Origin of the sequence: Enterobacter sp. MGH 24, assembly GCF_000493015.1 — a bacterium.
In the GTDB taxonomy this organism is placed as follows: Bacteria; Pseudomonadota; Gammaproteobacteria; order Enterobacterales; family Enterobacteriaceae; genus Enterobacter.
This window is the reverse complement of the sequence record NZ_KI535657.1, coordinates 2,301,788-2,321,167: the sequence shown is the minus strand read 5'-3', so window position 1 is coordinate 2,321,167 and position 19,380 is coordinate 2,301,788. Positions and strand designations below refer to the sequence as shown.

General features: G+C 53.9%; 16 protein-coding genes, 3 tRNA genes and 3 rRNA genes. 8 read left to right on the top strand and 14 right to left on the bottom strand.

What is annotated here, in order from left to right:
- Positions 1-22: 22 nt before the first annotated feature.
- The 8 genes from dkgB to gmhB form a co-directional block, all read right to left on the bottom strand.
- On the bottom strand, positions 23-826 hold the full coding sequence (gene dkgB / locus L370_RS10920; protein WP_023334592.1) for a 2,5-didehydrogluconate reductase DkgB: 804 nt from the start codon (positions 824-826) through the stop codon (positions 23-25).
- 160 nt (positions 827-986) lie between these two features.
- Positions 987-1,063: transfer RNA gene (locus L370_RS10925), tRNA-Asp, on the bottom strand.
- A gap of 56 nt (positions 1,064-1,119) precedes the next feature.
- A 5S ribosomal RNA gene (rrf, locus tag L370_RS10930) occupies positions 1,120-1,235 on the bottom strand.
- A gap of 71 nt (positions 1,236-1,306) precedes the next feature.
- Positions 1,307-4,212 (bottom strand): 23S ribosomal RNA (locus L370_RS10935).
- Between the two features lie 180 nt (positions 4,213-4,392).
- A tRNA-Ala gene (locus L370_RS10940) sits at positions 4,393-4,468 on the bottom strand.
- Positions 4,469-4,576: 108 nt separating this feature from the next.
- Positions 4,577-4,653: transfer RNA gene (locus L370_RS10945), tRNA-Ile, on the bottom strand.
- 69 nt (positions 4,654-4,722) lie between these two features.
- Positions 4,723-6,264 (bottom strand): 16S ribosomal RNA (locus tag L370_RS10950).
- Together the 16S, 23S and 5S rRNA genes with 3 tRNA genes alongside form the textbook arrangement of a ribosomal RNA operon.
- A gap of 368 nt (positions 6,265-6,632) precedes the next feature.
- Positions 6,633-7,199, bottom strand: a complete 567-nt coding sequence (gene gmhB, locus L370_RS10955; RefSeq protein ID WP_023334591.1) for a D-glycero-beta-D-manno-heptose 1,7-bisphosphate 7-phosphatase — start codon at positions 7,197-7,199, stop codon at positions 6,633-6,635.
- A gap of 188 nt (positions 7,200-7,387) precedes the next feature.
- On the opposite strand from gmhB, the gene metN reads away from it, so the two are divergent.
- The 6 genes from metN (at position 7,388) to proS (ending at position 12,967) form a co-directional block, all read left to right on the top strand.
- Complete coding sequence (metN, locus tag L370_RS10960) at positions 7,388-8,419, top strand: methionine ABC transporter ATP-binding protein MetN (RefSeq protein WP_023334590.1); 1,032 nt, start codon at positions 7,388-7,390, stop codon at positions 8,417-8,419.
- On the top strand, positions 8,412-9,065 hold the full coding sequence (locus L370_RS10965) for a methionine ABC transporter permease MetI (RefSeq protein WP_014168730.1): 654 nt from the start codon (positions 8,412-8,414) through the stop codon (positions 9,063-9,065). Before metN ends, L370_RS10965 begins: the two co-directional genes overlap by 8 nt.
- 40 nt (positions 9,066-9,105) lie before the next feature.
- Positions 9,106-9,921 (top strand): methionine ABC transporter substrate-binding lipoprotein MetQ, encoded by an 816-nt coding sequence (gene metQ / locus L370_RS10970; RefSeq protein ID WP_014168729.1) that lies wholly within the window; start codon positions 9,106-9,108, stop codon positions 9,919-9,921.
- A gap of 106 nt (positions 9,922-10,027) precedes the next feature.
- The gene (gene rcsF / locus L370_RS10975) at positions 10,028-10,432 is read left to right on the top strand and encodes an Rcs stress response system protein RcsF (RefSeq protein WP_023334589.1); all 405 of its coding nucleotides are present in this window, start codon (positions 10,028-10,030) and stop codon (positions 10,430-10,432) included.
- Complete coding sequence (gene tsaA, locus L370_RS10980; protein ID WP_023334588.1) at positions 10,429-11,136, top strand: tRNA (N6-threonylcarbamoyladenosine(37)-N6)-methyltransferase TrmO; 708 nt, start codon at positions 10,429-10,431, stop codon at positions 11,134-11,136. The genes rcsF and tsaA overlap by 4 nt, the downstream gene beginning before the upstream one ends.
- Positions 11,137-11,248: 112 nt before the next feature.
- Complete coding sequence (gene proS, locus L370_RS10985) at positions 11,249-12,967, top strand: proline--tRNA ligase (RefSeq protein WP_023334587.1); 1,719 nt, start codon at positions 11,249-11,251, stop codon at positions 12,965-12,967.
- 46 nt (positions 12,968-13,013) lie between these two features.
- Here the strand turns inward: proS and nlpE are convergent, their stop codons facing one another.
- The 3 genes from nlpE to L370_RS11000 are packed head-to-tail and all read right to left on the bottom strand — an operon-like array spanning position 13,014 to position 14,711.
- Positions 13,014-13,712: an envelope stress response activation lipoprotein NlpE gene (nlpE, locus tag L370_RS10990; protein ID WP_023334586.1), complete on the bottom strand. Its 699-nt coding sequence runs from the start codon at positions 13,710-13,712 to the stop codon at positions 13,014-13,016.
- A gap of 34 nt (positions 13,713-13,746) precedes the next feature.
- Positions 13,747-14,169 carry an alternative ribosome rescue aminoacyl-tRNA hydrolase ArfB gene (gene arfB, locus L370_RS10995; RefSeq protein ID WP_023334585.1) on the bottom strand — a complete coding sequence of 141 codons (423 nt, stop codon included), beginning with the start codon at positions 14,167-14,169 and terminating at the stop codon, positions 13,747-13,749.
- Entirely contained in the window at positions 14,166-14,711 is a 546-nt protein-coding gene (locus L370_RS11000; RefSeq protein ID WP_023310470.1) for a YaeQ family protein, read from the bottom strand. The genes arfB and L370_RS11000 overlap by 4 nt, the downstream gene beginning before the upstream one ends.
- A gap of 196 nt (positions 14,712-14,907) precedes the next feature.
- Here L370_RS11000 and L370_RS11005 point away from each other — a divergent pair, with 196 nt between their 5' ends.
- Together L370_RS11005 and rof are read left to right on the top strand one after the other, a co-directional pair.
- Positions 14,908-15,108, top strand: coding sequence for a YaeP family protein (locus tag L370_RS11005; protein WP_008501889.1), 201 nt, complete (start codon positions 14,908-14,910; stop codon positions 15,106-15,108).
- Positions 15,095-15,355, top strand: coding sequence for a Rho-binding antiterminator (gene rof, locus L370_RS11010; RefSeq protein ID WP_008501890.1), 261 nt, complete (start codon positions 15,095-15,097; stop codon positions 15,353-15,355). Before L370_RS11005 ends, rof begins: the two co-directional genes overlap by 14 nt.
- Before the next feature lie 28 nt (positions 15,356-15,383).
- Here rof and tilS read toward each other — a convergent pair whose 3' ends face one another.
- The 3 genes from tilS to L370_RS11025 all read right to left on the bottom strand — a co-directional run bounded on the left by tilS (position 15,384) and on the right by L370_RS11025 (position 19,319).
- Complete coding sequence (gene tilS, locus L370_RS11015) at positions 15,384-16,673, bottom strand: tRNA lysidine(34) synthetase TilS (RefSeq protein WP_023334584.1); 1,290 nt, start codon at positions 16,671-16,673, stop codon at positions 15,384-15,386.
- A gap of 58 nt (positions 16,674-16,731) precedes the next feature.
- Positions 16,732-17,121: a VOC family protein gene (locus L370_RS11020; protein WP_023334583.1), complete on the bottom strand. Its 390-nt coding sequence runs from the start codon at positions 17,119-17,121 to the stop codon at positions 16,732-16,734.
- A gap of 65 nt (positions 17,122-17,186) precedes the next feature.
- The gene (locus L370_RS11025; RefSeq protein ID WP_023334582.1) at positions 17,187-19,319 is read right to left on the bottom strand and encodes a lysine decarboxylase LdcC; all 2,133 of its coding nucleotides are present in this window, start codon (positions 19,317-19,319) and stop codon (positions 17,187-17,189) included.
- Positions 19,320-19,380 lie beyond the last annotated feature (61 nt).

Genomic DNA, 19,380 nt, shown 5'->3' with positions numbered 1-19,380 from the left:
GGTTACAGAGGGTAAGTTAAACTTAATCCCAGTTTGGGGCTAAACCTTCCGGGCTGACCAGACGATCGTTGCACTCCAGGGCTGCGATCGCTTTTTTATCGTCAGCATCCAGCTGAAGATCCGTTGCTAACAGGTTGCTGGCCAGGTTTTCACGTTTAGTTGAAGATGGGATCACGGCATAACCTTCACCCATTGCCCATGCCAGAATGACCTGCGCGGCAGTCGCGTTGTGTTTCTCAGCGATACGCGTAATCACTTCATCTTTCAGCGCCTTACCGTAGGCCAGCGTCATGTATGAGGTGATGTGGATACCGTGCTGTTTTGCCCAGTCCACGACTTTGCGGTTTTGCAGGTAAGGAGAGAGCTCAATCTGGTTGGTCGCAATATTTTCTGCACCAACAGCAGCAATGGCTTTTTCCATCAGCGGAATGGTGAAGTTGGAGATCCCAATTTCGCGGGTTAAGCCCTGCTTTTTCGCTTCCAGAAGGGCCTGCATGAATTCTTCTACTGAGACGGCATCATTCGGTGATGGCCAGTGGATCAGCGTCAGATCTACATATTCAGTACGCAGTTTTTTCAGGCTCTCTTTCAGGCTAGGGATCAGCTTATCTTTGCTGAGATTCTCAATCCAGATTTTCGTGGTGATAAACAGCTCATTACGCGGCACTCCACTTTCTTCGAGAGCTTGTCCAACGGCAGCTTCGTTTTCATAGATCTGCGCCGTATCGACAACACGATAGCCCAGCTCGAGTGCGGTTTTAACTGATGCGATAACAACGTCGTCTTTCAGGCGGAAAGTGCCCAGACCAAATGCAGGGAGAGTCATACTATTCCTCAATCATTATGTTCGTAAACTGAGGAAGATTATCGCTGGCGTTGTTATAGAGAAAAAGAGCGCAAAACGCAGAGGATTTTTGCTAATTTCGCAATAATTAAACGTCAGATAAGAAAAAAGCCCTGAGCATGAGCTCAGGGCTTTTAATAAGTGGCGGAACGGACGGGACTCGAACCCGCGACCCCCTGCGTGACAGGCAGGTATTCTAACCGACTGAACTACCGCTCCACCGAAGACTGCTTGTAACCACCGGATTTATGCACCGGCTTACTACTTAATTTGATGCCTGGCAGTTCCCTACTCTCACATGGGGAGACCCCACACTACCATCGGCGCTACGGCGTTTCACTTCTGAGTTCGGCATGGGGTCAGGTGGGACCACCGCGCTAAAGCCGCCAGGCAAATTCTGTTAATCTGTATCAAAGCTGAAATTGATTGTCTGTCTCTTCGCCGAAACAGCTTCGGCGTTGTAAGGTTAAGCCTCACGGTTCATTAGTATCGGTTAGCTCAACGCATCGCTGCGCTTACACACCCGACCTATCAACGTCGTAGTCTTCAACGTTCCTTCAGGAGACTTAAAGTCTCAGGGAGAACTCATCTCGGGGCAAGTTTCGTGCTTAGATGCTTTCAGCACTTATCTTTTCCGCATTTAGCTACCGGGCAGTGCCATTGGCATGACAACCCGAACACCAGTGATGCGTCCACTCCGGTCCTCTCGTACTAGGAGCAGCCCCCCTCAATTCTCCAGCGCCCACGGCAGATAGGGACCGAACTGTCTCACGACGTTCTAAACCCAGCTCGCGTACCACTTTAAATGGCGAACAGCCATACCCTTGGGACCTACTTCAGCCCCAGGATGTGATGAGCCGACATCGAGGTGCCAAACACCGCCGTCGATATGAACTCTTGGGCGGTATCAGCCTGTTATCCCCGGAGTACCTTTTATCCGTTGAGCGATGGCCCTTCCATTCAGAACCACCGGATCACTATGACCTGCTTTCGCACCTGCTCGAGCCGTCACTCTCGCAGTCAAGCTAGCTTATGCCATTGCACTAACCTCCTGATGTCCGACCAGGATTAGCTAACCTTCGTGCTCCTCCGTTACTCTTTGGGAGGAGACCGCCCCAGTCAAACTACCCACCAGACACTGTCCGCAACCCGGGTAACGGGTCTACGTTAGAACACCAGCCATTAAAGGGTGGTATTTCAAGGTTGGCTCCACGCAGACTGGCGTCCACGCTTCAAAGCCTCCCACCTATCCTACACATCAAGGACCAGTGTTCAGTGTCAAGCTATAGTAAAGGTTCACGGGGTCTTTCCGTCTTGCCGCGGGTACACTGCATCTTCACAGCGAGTTCAATTTCACTGAGTCTCGGGTGGAGACAGCCTGGCCATCATTACGCCATTCGTGCAGGTCGGAACTTACCCGACAAGGAATTTCGCTACCTTAGGACCGTTATAGTTACGGCCGCCGTTTACCGGGGCTTCGATCAAGAGCTTCGCGTTGCCGCTAACCCCATCAATTAACCTTCCGGCACCGGGCAGGCGTCACACCGTATACGTCCACTTTCGTGTTTGCACAGTGCTGTGTTTTTAATAAACAGTTGCAGCCAGCTGGTATCTTCGACTGATTTCAGCTCCACCCGCAGGGGCTTCACCTACATATCAGCGTGCCTTCTCCCGAAGTTACGGCACCATTTTGCCTAGTTCCTTCACCCGAGTTCTCTCAAGCGCCTTGGTATTCTCTACCTGACCACCTGTGTCGGTTTGGGGTACGATTTCGTGTTACCTGATGCTTAGAGGCTTTTCCTGGAAGCAGGGCATTTGTTACTTCAGCACCGTAGTGCCTCGTCATCACACCTCAGCGTTAATAAGGTACCGGATTTACCTGGAACCTCCGCCTACATGCTTAAACCGGGACAACCGTCGCCCGGCTAACATAGCCTTCTCCGTCCCCCCTTCGCAGTAACACCAAGTACAGGAATATTAACCTGTTTCCCATCGACTACGCCTTTCGGCCTCGCCTTAGGGGTCGACTCACCCTGCCCCGATTAACGTTGGACAGGAACCCTTGGTCTTCCGGCGAGCGGGCTTTTCACCCGCTTTATCGTTACTTATGTCAGCATTCGCACTTCTGATACCTCCAGCATGCCTCACAGCACACCTTCAACGGCTTACAGAACGCTCCCCTACCCAACAACACCTAAGTGTCGCTGCCGCAGCTTCGGTGCATGGTTTAGCCCCGTTACATCTTCCGCGCAGGCCGACTCGACCAGTGAGCTATTACGCTTTCTTTAAATGATGGCTGCTTCTAAGCCAACATCCTGGCTGTCTGTGCCTTCCCACATCGTTTCCCACTTAACCATGACTTTGGGACCTTAGCTGGCGGTCTGGGTTGTTTCCCTCTTCACGACGGACGTTAGCACCCGCCGTGTGTCTCCCGTGATAACATTCTTCGGTATTCGTAGTTTGCATCGGGTTGGTAAGCCGGGATGGCCCCCTAGCCGAAACAGTGCTCTACCCCCGAAGATGAGTTCACGAGGCGCTACCTAAATAGCTTTCGGGGAGAACCAGCTATCTCCCGGTTTGATTGGCCTTTCACCCCCAGCCACAAGTCATCCGCTAATTTTTCAACATTAGTCGGTTCGGTCCTCCAGTTAGTGTTACCCAACCTTCAACCTGCCCATGGCTAGATCACCGGGTTTCGGGTCTATACCCTGCAACTTAACGCCCAGTTAAGACTCGGTTTCCCTTCGGCTCCCCTATACGGTTAACCTTGCTACAGAATATAAGTCGCTGACCCATTATACAAAAGGTACGCAGTCACACCACGAAGGTGCTCCCACTGCTTGTACGTACACGGTTTCAGGTTCTTTTTCACTCCCCTCGCCGGGGTTCTTTTCGCCTTTCCCTCACGGTACTGGTTCACTATCGGTCAGTCAGGAGTATTTAGCCTTGGAGGATGGTCCCCCCATATTCAGACAGGATACCACGTGTCCCGCCCTACTCTTCGAGTTCACAACCTGTGTGTTTTCGTGTACGGGACTGTCACCCTGTACCGTGCGACTTTCCAGACGCTTCCACTAACACACAAGCTGATTCAGACTCTGGGCTGCTCCCCGTTCGCTCGCCGCTACTGGGGGAATCTCGGTTGATTTCTTTTCCTCGGGGTACTTAGATGTTTCAGTTCCCCCGGTTCGCCTCGTTAACCTATGTATTCAGTTAACGATAGTGTGACGAATCACACTGGGTTTCCCCATTCGGACATCGCCGGGTCAAAGGTTCATATCACCTCGCCGGCGCTTTTCGCAGATTAGCACGTCCTTCATCGCCTCTGACTGCCAGGGCATCCACCGTGTACGCTTAGTCGCTTAACCTCACAACCCGAAGATGTTTCTTTCGATTCATCATCGACTTGCGAAAATTTGAGAGACTCGAACACACATTAACTGTGTGTCGTTTCAATTTTCAGCTTGATCCAGATTTTTAAAGAGCAAAACTTCGCAGTGCACCTTTTCAGGTTCACTCTGAAGTTTTCTTGTGTTCGCAGTAAAAGATGGTGGAGCTATGCGGGATCGAACCGCAGACCTCCTGCGTGCAAAGCAGGCGCTCTCCCAGCTGAGCTATAGCCCCATCGTTTTGCCAACCTCTGTACCGGTAATTTTTGTTGAGGCAAGGCGTGGTGACACGAAGCATACTGAAGTATGTGAGTGTCGCCGCAACGCAGCATCAGCAAAAATTTGGTAGGCCTGAGTGGACTTGAACCACCGACCTCACCCTTATCAGGGGTGCGCTCTAACCACCTGAGCTACAAGCCTGCAGAGATTTTTACTGCTGTTTTTCATCAGACAATCTGTGTGAGCACTGCAAAGGCAGGTTCTTTAAGGTAAGGAGGTGATCCAACCGCAGGTTCCCCTACGGTTACCTTGTTACGACTTCACCCCAGTCATGAATCACAAAGTGGTAAGCGCCCTCCCGAAGGTTAAGCTACCTACTTCTTTTGCAACCCACTCCCATGGTGTGACGGGCGGTGTGTACAAGGCCCGGGAACGTATTCACCGTAGCATTCTGATCTACGATTACTAGCGATTCCGACTTCATGGAGTCGAGTTGCAGACTCCAATCCGGACTACGACGCACTTTATGAGGTCCGCTTGCTCTCGCGAGGTCGCTTCTCTTTGTATGCGCCATTGTAGCACGTGTGTAGCCCTACTCGTAAGGGCCATGATGACTTGACGTCATCCCCACCTTCCTCCAGTTTATCACTGGCAGTCTCCTTTGAGTTCCCGGCCGAACCGCTGGCAACAAAGGATAAGGGTTGCGCTCGTTGCGGGACTTAACCCAACATTTCACAACACGAGCTGACGACAGCCATGCAGCACCTGTCTCAGAGTTCCCGAAGGCACCAATCCATCTCTGGAAAGTTCTCTGGATGTCAAGAGTAGGTAAGGTTCTTCGCGTTGCATCGAATTAAACCACATGCTCCACCGCTTGTGCGGGCCCCCGTCAATTCATTTGAGTTTTAACCTTGCGGCCGTACTCCCCAGGCGGTCGACTTAACGCGTTAGCTCCGGAAGCCACGCCTCAAGGGCACAACCTCCAAGTCGACATCGTTTACGGCGTGGACTACCAGGGTATCTAATCCTGTTTGCTCCCCACGCTTTCGCACCTGAGCGTCAGTCTTTGTCCAGGGGGCCGCCTTCGCCACCGGTATTCCTCCAGATCTCTACGCATTTCACCGCTACACCTGGAATTCTACCCCCCTCTACAAGACTCTAGCCTGCCAGTTTCGAATGCAGTTCCCAGGTTGAGCCCGGGGATTTCACATCCGACTTGACAGACCGCCTGCGTGCGCTTTACGCCCAGTAATTCCGATTAACGCTTGCACCCTCCGTATTACCGCGGCTGCTGGCACGGAGTTAGCCGGTGCTTCTTCTGCGGGTAACGTCAATTGCCGAGGTTATTAACCTCAACACCTTCCTCCCCGCTGAAAGTACTTTACAACCCGAAGGCCTTCTTCATACACGCGGCATGGCTGCATCAGGCTTGCGCCCATTGTGCAATATTCCCCACTGCTGCCTCCCGTAGGAGTCTGGACCGTGTCTCAGTTCCAGTGTGGCTGGTCATCCTCTCAGACCAGCTAGGGATCGTCGCCTAGGTGAGCCGTTACCCCACCTACTAGCTAATCCCATCTGGGCACATCTGATGGCAAGAGGCCCGAAGGTCCCCCTCTTTGGTCTTGCGACGTTATGCGGTATTAGCTACCGTTTCCAGTAGTTATCCCCCTCCATCAGGCAGTTTCCCAGACATTACTCACCCGTCCGCCGCTCGTCACCCGGAGAGCAAGCTCTCCTGTGCTACCGCTCGACTTGCATGTGTTAGGCCTGCCGCCAGCGTTCAATCTGAGCCATGATCAAACTCTTCAATTTAAGTTTGATGCTCGTGAATTAAACTTCGTAATGAATTACGTATGTTCACTCAGAGACTTGGTATTCATTTTTCGTCTTGCGACGTTAAGAATCCATGTCACTTTGAGTGCCCACACAGATTGTCTGATAAATTGTTAAAGAGCAGTGCAACGCGGCTTTCGCTCACCGTTGCGAGGTGGCGTATATTACGCTTTCCTCTTTCAGAGTCAACCCGTTATTTCAGGATTTTTTCTCTTCAACCGACCGGGTTGTTTGTGAAGTGATTCACATCCGCCGTGTCGATGGAGGCGCATTATAGGGGGCCGCCGAGGAATGACAAGCGGAAAAATGCATTTTTATTTCAACCGCTCACCTTTTCACCAAAAAGGCTATTTTTGGTTCTTTTTAATCTCTTTTGGCAGGTCGGCCAGACTATTAATCACCCAATTCGCTGCACTCTCTGCTTCTGGCGTCACTGGCTTACCGGTGCGAACTAATATTTTGGTCCCTACACCCGCTGCTGCTGCTGCCTGCATATCTTCCAGTTTATCGCCCACCATATAAGAAGCAGCCATATCGATGTGCAGGAACTCCTGTGCAGAGATGAACATCCCAGGATGCGGCTTACGGCAATCACAGGTCTGGCGATACTCTTCTACTGTTCCTTGCGGATGGTGCGGACAATAGTAGATGCCATCAAGATCCACACCGCGGTCAGCCAGCGACCAGTCCATCCATTCCGTCAGCGTCTCGAACTGCGCTTCAGTGAATTTACCGCGTGCAATACCGGACTGGTTCGTCACAACCACCAGCGCATAGCCCATCTCTTTCAGCTGGCGCATGGCATCAATTGCGCCCTCGATAAACTCGAACTCATCAATCTCATGGACATAACCGTGATCCACATTAATAGTGCCGTCACGATCGAGAAAAATTGCGGGTACTGATTTTGCCACCGGTTTGCTCCTGAAAAAGGCATGTTCGACTAGTATCTCATGAATTGCAGCGCAATAAAGTGCTCATCGTACAGAGTTGGATTGATTTAGACGTCTGGATGCCTTAACATCCGTTTTGTTTACGGTCATCACCCGTATCTGGCAGAAGAAAATGCCACGGCTAACTTACATACGATAAAAATAATCTAATGATTAAACTTTCCAATATCACCAAAGTGTTCCAGCAGGGGAACCGAACCATTCAGGCGCTGAACAACGTCAGCCTGCATGTTCCTGCTGGTCAAATTTATGGCGTCATTGGCGCATCGGGTGCAGGTAAAAGCACGCTGATTCGTTGTGTTAACCTGCTTGAGCGCCCAACCCAGGGCAGCGTAGAAGTTGGCGGCCAGGAACTTACCGCCCTCTCAGAGAAAGAACTCACCAAAGCGCGTCGTCAGATTGGCATGATCTTCCAGCACTTTAACCTGCTGGCCTCCCGCACCGTGTTCGGCAACGTTGCCTTGCCGCTTGAGCTGGATAACACGCCAAAAGAAGAAGTGAAGCGTCGCGTCACCGAGCTGCTCGACCTTGTGGGTCTGGGCGACAAACATGATAGCTACCCGGCAAACCTGTCCGGTGGGCAAAAGCAGCGTGTGGCCATTGCCCGCGCGCTGGCAAGCAATCCTAAGGTGCTGCTGTGTGATGAAGCCACCAGCGCTCTGGATCCGGCAACCACGCGTTCGATTCTGGAACTGCTGAAAGATATTAACCGTCGTCTGGGCCTGACGATCCTCCTTATTACACACGAGATGGATGTGGTGAAACGCATCTGCGACTGTGTGGCGGTCATCAGCAATGGTGAGCTGATCGAGCAGGACACGGTAAGTGAAGTGTTCTCGCACCCGAAAACCCCGCTGGCGCAGCAGTTCATCCAGTCCACCCTGCATCTGGATATCCCGGAAGATTATCTGGAACGCCTGAAAACCGAACCAACGGCAGACAGCGTCCCGATGCTGCGCATGGAGTTCACCGGTCAGTCTGTTGATGCTCCCCTGCTTTCCGAAACCGCGCGTCGCTTTAACGTGAACAACAACATCATCAGCGCGCAGATGGATTACGCCGGTGGCGTGAAGTTCGGCATCATGCTGACAGAAATGCACGGTACACAAGAAGAAACCCAGGCCGCGATTGCCTGGCTGCAAGAACACCACGTAAAAGTAGAGGTACTGGGTTATGTCTGAGCCGATGATGTGGCTGCTGGTTCGCGGCGTTTGGGAAACGCTGGCAATGACCTTTGTCTCTGGCTTCTTTGGTTTTGTGATTGGCCTGCCGGTCGGCGTATTGCTGTACGTGACGCGTCCTGGTCAAATCATTGAGAACGCGAAACTGTACCGTACGCTCTCTGCGCTGGTGAACATCTTCCGTTCTATCCCCTTCATTATTCTGCTGGTGTGGATGATTCCGTTTACCCGCGTGATCGTCGGAACGTCTATCGGCCTGCAGGCGGCCATCGTTCCGCTGACCGTGGGGGCTGCGCCGTTTATCGCCCGTATGGTGGAAAACGCCCTGCTGGAGATCCCAACCGGTTTGATCGAAGCCTCACGCGCGATGGGCGCCACGCCGATGCAGATCGTCCGCAAAGTTCTGCTCCCGGAAGCACTGCCGGGCCTGGTGAACGCGGCAACTATCACGCTCATCACGCTGGTCGGTTATTCCGCAATGGGTGGCGCAGTTGGCGCTGGCGGTTTAGGCCAGATTGGTTACCAGTACGGCTATATTGGATATAACGCTACCGTGATGAATACCGTTCTGGTATTGCTGGTTGTTCTGGTTTATCTCATCCAGTTCTCTGGCGATCGCATCGTCCGGACCGTTACTCACAAATAACGTTACACACAACACAAACTCTACGAGTTAAGGATAAAACATGGCGTTTAAATTAAAGACCTTTGCAGCAGTAGGCGCGCTGATCGGCTCTCTGGCACTGGTGGGTTGCGGTCAGGATGAAAAAGATCCAAACCACATTAAAGTGGGCGTTATCGTGGGTGCAGAACAACAGGTTGCTGAAGTTGCCCAGAAAGTGGCGAAAGAAAAATACGGTCTGGACGTTGAGCTGGTGACCTTCAACGATTACGTTCTGCCGAACGAAGCGCTGAGCAAAGGCGATATCGACGCCAACGCCTTCCAGCATAAGCCATACCTGGATCAGCAGATCAAAGATCGCGGCTATAAACTGGTGGGCGTGGGTAACACCTTCGTTTATCCAATCGCCGGTTACTCTAAGAAAATTAAATCGCTGGACGAACTGCAGCCGGGCTCTCAGGTTGCCGTCCCTAACGACCCAACTAACCTTGGCCGCTCCCTGCTGCTGCTGCAGAAAGTGGGCCTGATCAAACTGAAAGACGGTGTTGGCCTGCTGCCAACCGTTCTGGATGTCACCGAGAACCCGAAAAATCTGAAAATTGTTGAACTGGAAGCACCGCAGCTGCCACGTTCTTTGGACGATGCGCAGATTGCCCTGGCCGTTATCAACACCACTTACGCCAGCCAGATTGGCCTGACGCCAGCCAAAGACGGTATCTTCGTTGAAGATAAAGACTCCCCGTACGTGAACCTGATCGTGACTCGCGAAGACAACAAAGACGCGGAAAACGTGAAGAAATTCGTTCAGGCTTATCAGTCTGATGAAGTTTACCAGGAAGCCAACAAAGTGTTTAACGGCGGCGCTGTTAAAGGCTGGTAATCTCACCTCAGTGTAATATCATCAGGACGGGCTTATGCCCGTCTTGTCATTTGTGCAGTCAACTGATTCAATATCTGACGTTTTGATTATCCATTGAGGAAATATTATGCGTGCTTTACCGATCTGTCTTTTAGCACTCATGCTGGGCGGCTGTTCTATGCTAAGCAGATCTCCCGTTGAACCTGTTCAAAGCACGGCAACCCCGCCAAAAACCGAGCCTGCGAAACCGAAAGTGGTTCGCCCTGCGCCGGTTCGTATTATCACTAAAGCAGACGAACTCGTCGGTAAACCGTTCCGTGAACTGGGCGAAGTGAGCGGCGAATCCTGTCAGGCGACCAATCAGGACTCACCACCGAATATTCCGACAGCGCGTAAACGTATGCAGATTAATGCCGCAAAAATGAAAGCCAACGCGGTTCTGCTGCACAGCTGCGAAGTCACCAGCGGCACGCCGGGCTGCTACCGTCAGGCGGTTTGCATCGGTTCTGCGCTGAACATCACGGCGAAATGAGTGCATTTCAGTTCGAGCAGATAGGCGTCATCCACTCGCCTTATAAAGAGAAATTCGCTGTTCCCCGCCAGCCCGGTCTTGTGACCAGCGCAAGCGGTGAGCTTCACCTGATAGCGCCATACAATCAGGCGGATGCAGTACGCGGGCTTGAGGCTTTCAGCCATTTATGGGTGGTGTTCGTGTTTCACCAGACGATGGAAGGCGGCTGGCGTCCGACCGTGCGTCCTCCTCGTCTTGGCGGAAATGCGAGAATGGGCGTGTTTGCAACGCGCTCGACCTTCCGCCCAAACCCGGTTGGCATGTCGCTGGTTGAACTGAAAGGCATACGCTGCCAGAAAGATCGGGTGATACTGGAGTTAGGTAGTCTGGACCTGGTAGACGGCACGCCGGTAATCGACATCAAACCCTATTTGCCTTTCGCTGAAGCGCTCCCGGACGCGCGTGCAAGCTATGCTCAGGACGCACCGCAGGCGGACATGCCTGTTTATTTTACGCCTGAGATAACCGCGCAGCTCGGTCAACTGGAGAAACGCTATCCTCGCTTACGGAATTTCATCACTGAAGTTCTGGCACAGGACCCTCGTCCGGCCTACCGTAAAGAAGAGGAAGCAGGAAAAACGTACGCCGTCTGGCTGCTCGATTTCAACGTTCGCTGGCGCGTCACTGAGGCAGGTTTTGAAGTGTTTGCCCTTGAACCCAGGTAATTTTGTTCTCCTCTCTTTTGGCATCTTTACCACACTGGTAAACTAAACCACTTTTTTTGTGTCAGGCTGGTGTTTCAGCCTGTTCCAATCGTCGAAATGGAACCGTAACAACATGCGTACTAGCCAATATCTGCTCTCCACTCTGAAGGAGACGCCTGCCGACGCCGAAGTGATCAGCCATCAGCTGATGCTGCGCGCCGGGATGATCCGCAAGCTGGCCTCCGGGTTATACACCTGGCTGCCGACCGGCGTGCGCGTCCTGAAAAAAGTCGAAAACATCGTGCGTGAAGAGATGAACAACGCCGGTGCTATCGAGGTGTCCATGCCCGTGGTTCAGCCCGCTGACCTGTGGCAGGAGAGCGGCCGTTGGGAACAATATGGTCCTGAACTGCTGCGCTTCGTCGATCGCGGCGAGCGTCCGTTCGTTCTCGGCCCAACGCATGAAGAAGTCATTACCGACCTGATTCGTAATGAGCTGAGCTCTTACAAACAGCTGCCGCTGAACTTCTTCCAGATCCAGACCAAGTTCCGTGACGAAGTTCGCCCACGTTTCGGCGTCATGCGCTCTCGCGAATTCCTGATGAAAGATGCCTACTCTTTCCATACCTCCCAGGAATCACTGCAAGAGACTTACGACGCAATGTACGCGGCCTACAGCAAAATCTTCTCCCGCATGGGTCTGGATTTCCGTGCTGTGCAGGCTGATACCGGCTCCATCGGCGGTAGCGCATCCCATGAGTTCCAGGTACTGGCGCAGAGCGGTGAAGACGATGTGATCTTCTCTGACTCTTCAGACTACGCGGCGAACATCGAATTTGCAGAAGCGCTGGCGCCAAAAGAACCACGCGGTGCGGCAACGCAAGAGATGACGCTGGTTGATACGCCAAACGCGAAAACCATTGCCGAGCTGGTTGAGCAGTTCAATTTGCCCGTTGAAAAAACGGTTAAAACACTGCTGGTGAAATCCGCCGAAGGGAGCGCTTACCCGCTGGTTGCCCTGCTGGTGCGTGGCGACCACGAACTGAACGAAGTGAAAGCCGAGAAGCTGCCGCAGGTAGCCAGCCCGCTGACGTTCGCGACGGAAGCGGAAATCCGCGCCGTGGTCAATGCCGGCCCTGGTTCACTGGGTCCAGTTAACCTGCCGGTGCCGGTTGTCATTGACCGCACGGTAGCCGCGATGAGCGACTTCTCTGCAGGTGCGAACATCGACGGTAAACATTACTTCGGCATCAACTGGGATCGCGACGTGGCGACGCCGGAAGTGGCTGACATCCGTAACGTGGTTGCAGGCGATCCAAGCCCGGACGGTCAGGGTACCCTGATGATTAAGCGCGGCATCGAAGTGGGTCACATCTTCCAGTTGGGCGATAAATACTCTCGCGCGCTGAACGCCGCTGTTCAGGGTGAAGACGGCCGTAACCAGATCCTGACCATGGGTTGCTATGGTATCGGGGTGACGCGCGTGGTGGCTGCGGCAATTGAGCAGAACTACGACGAGCGCGGCATCGTCTGGCCGGATAATATCGCACCGTTCCAGGTGGCTATTCTGCCAATGAACATGCACAAGTCTTACCGCGTGCAGGAGCTGGCCGAGAAGCTGTATGCCGAGCTGCGCGCTCAGGGTATCGAAGTGCTGATGGATGACCGTAAAGAGCGTCCAGGCGTGATGTTCGCCGATATGGAACTGATCGGTATCCCGCACACCGTCGTCATCGGCGACCGTAACCTCGACAGCGATGAGATTGAATACAAATACCGTCGCAGCGGCGAAAAACAGATGATCAAGACCGGCGACATTCTTGATTACCTGGTGAAAGCCATCAAAGGCTAAAAAAAAACCCCGCTCAGGCGGGGTTTTTTAATGGCTCAGCGTCAGCTTATTTACTGTTACAGTCTTTACCCGCGACAAACTTCGCGTCTTTATCTGCCACCAGCGTTTTCACCATCTCTCCGCTATCCGGGTTTGGCTCCAGCGTAAAGTGACCGTCAACCGTCAGCAGTACCGGCTTGCTGTCATTGCCGCGTGCCACAGCGTAATCACGTTCAAGCTGCGCATTGTTTGCCACGCTGACCTTCCTGCCGGTTGCGCAGTCGGTAAAGATCGCCGCATCCGCCATATAGAAGTACATCCCCCGCATTGCCATCGGCGTTGCGGGCAGGGCCGCTTTCACCGGTGCCAGCGTGTAGTTGAACTGGGACTGAATAGGGTTGCCTTCGCGGTCGAGCATCTCCATCCCTTCGCCTTTGGCGCGGAAATAAGTTTTCTCGCCGGAGGTATCCGTCAGGACCAGCTTCTCTGCCGTTCGCGCCCATGTTCCGTAAGTCGCAAACGAAGAAGGCTCTTGAGCGCCCTGATAGCGCTGATTCATCACCCAGGTGCCATCTTTTTGCAGAAACAGAGACGTTTCAATACCTTCGCAGTCAGCGCAAGGCAATACGCCGCGCCAGCTTTGCTGCATCGGTTTTAACTCTTCCGTTTTCGAGGGTTGTAAAACCTGCGTTTCGGAGCGGTTATTACACCCGAAAAGCGCAAACAGCGTACTTACTGCCAGCGCTGACCATAATACTTTTTTCACAATGAATTCCTTATGAAAAGTGTGTTCCCTTTCGTCACTCTGTCGGGCGACGAACTTTACCGCGTAGTGCTTTCACTGTGGATTTTTGGGCCTTCGAGGACAACCGACGCTCTTTCGATGCGCGGGTTGGCCGCGTTGCCCGGCGGCTTTTTTGTACTGTCGTTAACTCTTTGATGACCGCCACCAGCCTGGCTATCGCCGCTTCCCGGTTGAGCTCCTGGCTGCGGTACTCCTGGGCTTTGATCACCATCACGCCATCGCTGGTGATCAGGTGATGACTGGCGGCAAGCAGGCTTTCTTTATAATACTCTGGCAGGCTTGAGGCCCGAATGTCAAAACGCAAATGGATAGCCGTCGACGCCTTGTTGACGTGCTGTCCACCAGCCCCCTGCGCACGGATGGCGGTGATCTCCAGCTCGCTGTCAGGGATGCTGACGTTTCGGGACAAGACGATCATGACGCGGGTTGCCACGCCGTTAAATGAATTTCCAGATTATTCTGAGAATCAGAGAGCCAGATGGCGCCATCCTGAATCGTCGCCTGCAAAACCATGGTCCGGCTGGCAAACTCGCTCAACTGCGCCAGCTGCTCATCATCCAGATACCAGACCGTGAGATTTTTAAACTGTCCGCACTTGCTCTTGTTTTGCTGCCACCAGATCTCCGCAGCGCGCTGATTATACGCGAATAAGGCCACTTCAGCGGACTGGGTGCAGGCCTTTTTAATTCTGCGCTCGTCAGGCAGGCCGAGTTCGATCCACAAATCGATACCCAGATGATCGTTGCGCAGCCAGGCTTCAGGCTCGTCTTCTGCGCTTAACCCACGGGTAAACTGCAGTCGCTCGTCGGCATACTTAATCCACGCCAGCAGGCGCAGCATCATACGCTCCTGGGTTTCGGAGGGGTGGCGTGCCAGCGTAAGCGACGCGTCGAGGAACTGGTTGCGATCCAGATCGGCCACATTGACCACTGCTTTATAAATTGTCGCTTTCAGCGCCATGAGAGAACTCCATTCGAATCAGGCGCACATTGTAGCGAAAACCGCGGCAAAAGGCTGTTACAGGGTGTTAAATACACCGCTATCAAGGCTCTGATATTGCTTAAATGAGTATGGTATAGTCACCTTGCTAAACCGAGTTTATCTTCGTAGGCTTAATGATATCTCACAGTAAGTCAGTGCGCTGGCGGGAGGGGATGTGAATAATTATTGTGAGTTAATTCGCAAACGGTATGCGGAAATCGCCAGCGGAGATCTGGGGTATGTCCCGGACGCGTTGGGCTGTGTATTGAAAGTGCTTAATGAAGTGGCCTCTGATGAGAGCCTTTCAGAGTCGGTCAGGGAAAAAGCAGCGTATGCTGCGGCGAATTTACTGGTGAGCGATTATGTCGATGAATGATACTTATCAACCCATCAATTGTGATGACTATGACAACCTCGAACTCGCCTGCCAGCATCATTTATTACTGACGCTGGAGCTAAAAGATGGCGAAGTGTTGAAGGCGAAAGCCAGCGATCTGGTTTCACGAAAGAATGTGGAATACCTGATAGTGGAAGACGCCGGTGCGACGCGTGAGCTGCGTCTGGACAAAATAGCCAGCTTCAGCCACCCGCAAATCGGCACCGTTGTGGTGAGCGAATCCTGATGACACTAACGGGCAGCCTGGCTGCCCGTTACGCTTTCTGCCACTCGAAACGGACACCCTCTTCTGACCACCCCTCCTCCGTGATGAAAACCCCTGCCGCAGCGATAAGCGTTTCACCGTAGAATAGTAGCGGCGTGGTGTCGCGCAGCCACGGCGGCACGTTACACTCCTGCCATATTTTCTTCAGCTTCCGTCCCCCGTTGCGCCCGACGATATGCAGCATGCCGCCAGCCTTAAAGCGCACGGTGACCGGTTCACCGGGCTTCGGCAGCCGCACGTGACCAGACGGCAGGAGAGAGACGCGTCCTGCCTCACAGGGCAATGTCAGCGGTGCGTCAGGAGAAAGCCAGTCGAGCACCACATCGGTCAGTGAGGGCGTGGATTTTATCCACCAGAGTTCGCCTTTATAGCGTCTCACCTCAAAACCGTTCAGATGGACGCACGGGGAAGCATCATCCCGCGCCAGGGCGACTTCGTCCCAAATACGGCTCAGCATTGTCCGCGAAGGCATCGCGGCGCGATGAGAGGCCAGCCAGCGTCGTAACAGCGCGGCGCGACGTACCGGGCTCATCGCTTTCATCGGCGCGATCGCCAACGCCCCGTCGGCAGAAATGAGTCCAGCCAGCTCGTCACTCAGCAGCTCATCCAGCAACGACTCCTGTTCGGCGCACAGCATGGCGCTTCTTGCCGTCGCATCGGCGAAATGCGGCCAGCGCTCGCCTAAAAGCGGGAGGACGCGCAGGCGCAGGAAGTTACGGTCATAGCCGTCATCCTGGTTACTCTCATCTTCGATCCAGTTCAGCTGATGTTCTCGCGCCCAGGCTTCCAGTGAGGCACGCGTCTCGCCAAGCAGCGGACGCAATAGCGTTGTGCCAGCAAATTCAGAACGCGCCGGCATGGCAGAAAGCCCCGCCGGGCCGCTGCCCCGCTTAAGCGCCAGCAGAAAGGTTTCACACTGATCGTCCAGATGCTGGGCCGTGACCAGCGCTTCTCCAGTACGTAATGCCCCGGCAAACGCGGCATAGCGGGCTTTACGCGCCTGCGCCTCGATGCCCAGCCCTTCCTCCGCAAGCGTGACGCGCTCAACAATGAGTGGGATCGCCCAGGCCGCACACAAGGCTTCGCAGTGCGCCACCCACTCCTCTGCGTGAGGACTTAATCCGTGGTGAACATGCATCGCCCGAAGCTGGACGTCAGGTTCCCGATCGCGCCAGCGCTTGAGGCGATGCAGCAACACGGTAGAATCCAGGCCACCGCTAAACCCCACCAGCAGCTGGCGGTACGGTGAAACGGCTTGTGCGATAGCGGGTAAGGTCATAGGAGATTACACATACAAAATGCCCGAACTGAACGGGCATTATCACACAGGACAACCATTACTGCTGATAAAGCTCCAGCGGCAGGCCGTCCGGGTCGTTGAAAAAGGTAAACCGCTTGTCGGTGAAGGGATCGACGCGAATCGCTTCGCACGTCACGCCGTGCGCTTCCAGATGTTTGACGGCGCTATCCAGGTCATCAACGCTGAAGGCAAGATGGCGCAGGCCACAGGCTTCCGGGCGGGACGGACGCGCAGGCGGAAAAGGAAAAGAGAACAGCTCAATCACATATTGCCCGTTTAACGCCAGGTCGCCCTTCCAGGAGTCACGCTCCTCGCGGTAGGCCTCGCTCATGAGCGTAAAGCCCAGGATGTCGCAGTAGAAGGCCTTACTTTTCGCGTAGTCGGTCGCAATGATCGCAATATGATGAACAGCTTTTAAACCCAGCATAGCTTCTCCTTTTTATGATGCCTGAACGTTACAACCGAAAACCCGCGCCTGGCAAGCGGTCCCCCTTATTTTAGGACTCGCACCCAGTAAACGCCGTTCTCGTCGCGCTTCGCACCGTGGATATCGGTCTCAAAGCCCGGATAATGGCGCCCGACAGAGCAGAGCATCAGCAGGAAATCGAGCACGGCCCGACTCTCTTCGGTGATCATCTCTCCCGGCATCAGGAGCGGTACGCCCGGCGGATAAGGCAGGATCATGTTGGCCGATACGCGTCCGACCAGGTTTTCCAGCTCGACGGTTTCGACTTCCCCTTTCACCTGGCGCTGCCACGCCTTGTGCGGGGTAAACTTCATCTCCGGTAATACATCGAACGCCTGAAGCATCAGACGCGGCAGATCGTGCTGACGGATCAGCCTGTGGATCCCCTGGGCCAGATCCTGAATGCGCATATTACGGTAGAAGTCAGGATCCTCCGCGTAGAGATCCGGGAGCATATTCTTCACCCGCAGGTTGAGATCGTAGGCGCGCTTAAACTCCATCAGGCCGCGCAACAACCCCATCGCCCGGGTTTTATCAATGCCAATGCTGAACAGGAACAGCAGGTTATAGGGACCGGTTTTCTCCACCACCACGCCACGTTCATCAAGGAATTTCGCCACCAGCGCGGCCGGAATACCTTCATCGCCCATCCTGCCCTGCTCATCCATGCCCGGCGTCAGGATCGTCACTTTGACCGGGTCGAGGAACATATGGTCGCTATCGGCATCCCGGAAGCCATGCCACTCTTCGCCGGGCGAGACGGGCCAGCATTCGGCTTCATCAATCTCTTCCGGCTGCCAGATATCAAAGAACCAGCCGTCGGCTTCATCTTTCAGCCGCTGCACCTCTTTGCGGAAATGCAGCGCGCGCTCCACCGAACGATTGATGAGGCGTTTGCCCGGATTGCCGCGCAGCATCGCTGCGGCCGTTTCAATGGAGGCCACCAGCGGATAGCTCGGCGATGTGGTGGTATGCATCATAAAGGCTTCATTGAACGTGTCTTCGTCGTACTCGCCTTTGATGTGAATAAGCGAAGCCTGGGAAAACGCCGCCAGCATTTTATGCGTCGACTGCGTTTCGAAGAACACTTTACCCGGCACGCGTTCACCGCTCATGCCGCTTTTACCGGCGTAAATCGGGTGGAAATTGGTGTATGGCACCCATGCGGAATCGAAGTGGATCGAAGGCACGTCGAGCGTCTTTTTGATCCAGTTCGTGTTGTACAGCAGACCGTCATAGGTCGAGTTGGTGATCACCGCATGAACAGGCCAGCTTGCGCCAGGAGTTGTCGCGACCTTACTTTCAATGGCGTCATGAGTGAACTCCCGGCGCGGAATGCCGCCAAGAATACCGAGCGCGTTGCGCGTGGGTGACAGCCAGATCGGTACGACGTCGCTCATCATCAGCAGGTGTGCCAGCGATTTATGGCAGTTACGGTCAATCAGCAAGGTGCTGCCACCGGGCGCAGCGTACATCCCGACGATTTTGTTCGAGGTCGAGGTGCCGTTGGTCACCATATAGCTCTGCTCGGCGCCAAAGGTGCGGGCGATATACTCTTCAGCTTCCAGATGCGGGCCGGTGTGATCCAGCAGAGAGCCTAATTCGGTGACTGAAATTGACACGTCCGCTTTCAGGGTGTTGCCACCAAAAAAATCATAGAACAGGCAGCCCACCGGGCTTTTTTGATAAGCCGTTCCCGCCATATGACCCGGCGTACAGAAGGTATATTTGCCCTCCTTCACGTAGGTGAAGAGCGCGCGGGTAAACGGCGGCGTAATGTTGTCGAGGTACTCACCGGTATATTGCTGAATGCGGGTCGCAATATCATCCGCCACGCCGAGGGAATATTCAAAAAACCACAGCGCCATACGCATATCGTTGGCGCTGACGTCCATGGTGGAATGGGTATTAATAAACGCGTACAGCGGGAGGTATTCGTTCAGCTTGTTGATATCGCTGCACAGTTCGAGATCGTATTCGTCCCAGTCGAAGATCACGCCGCAGATACGCGGGTTATGCTCGATGAACTTCAGCAGGTCGGCGCTGTTGTGCGGCCAGATTAGCTGATACCCGCGCGACTGCAGGGCTTGCTCCAGCTCCTTAATCGGCTCATCTTTATAAAAGACGCCGTGCGGCCCCATAACGGCAATGATATTCATGGGCTTCCTCCTTAAAAAACATTAGCTAAGCATAGTCCGGCTAAACCGCAGGTATAAAAAA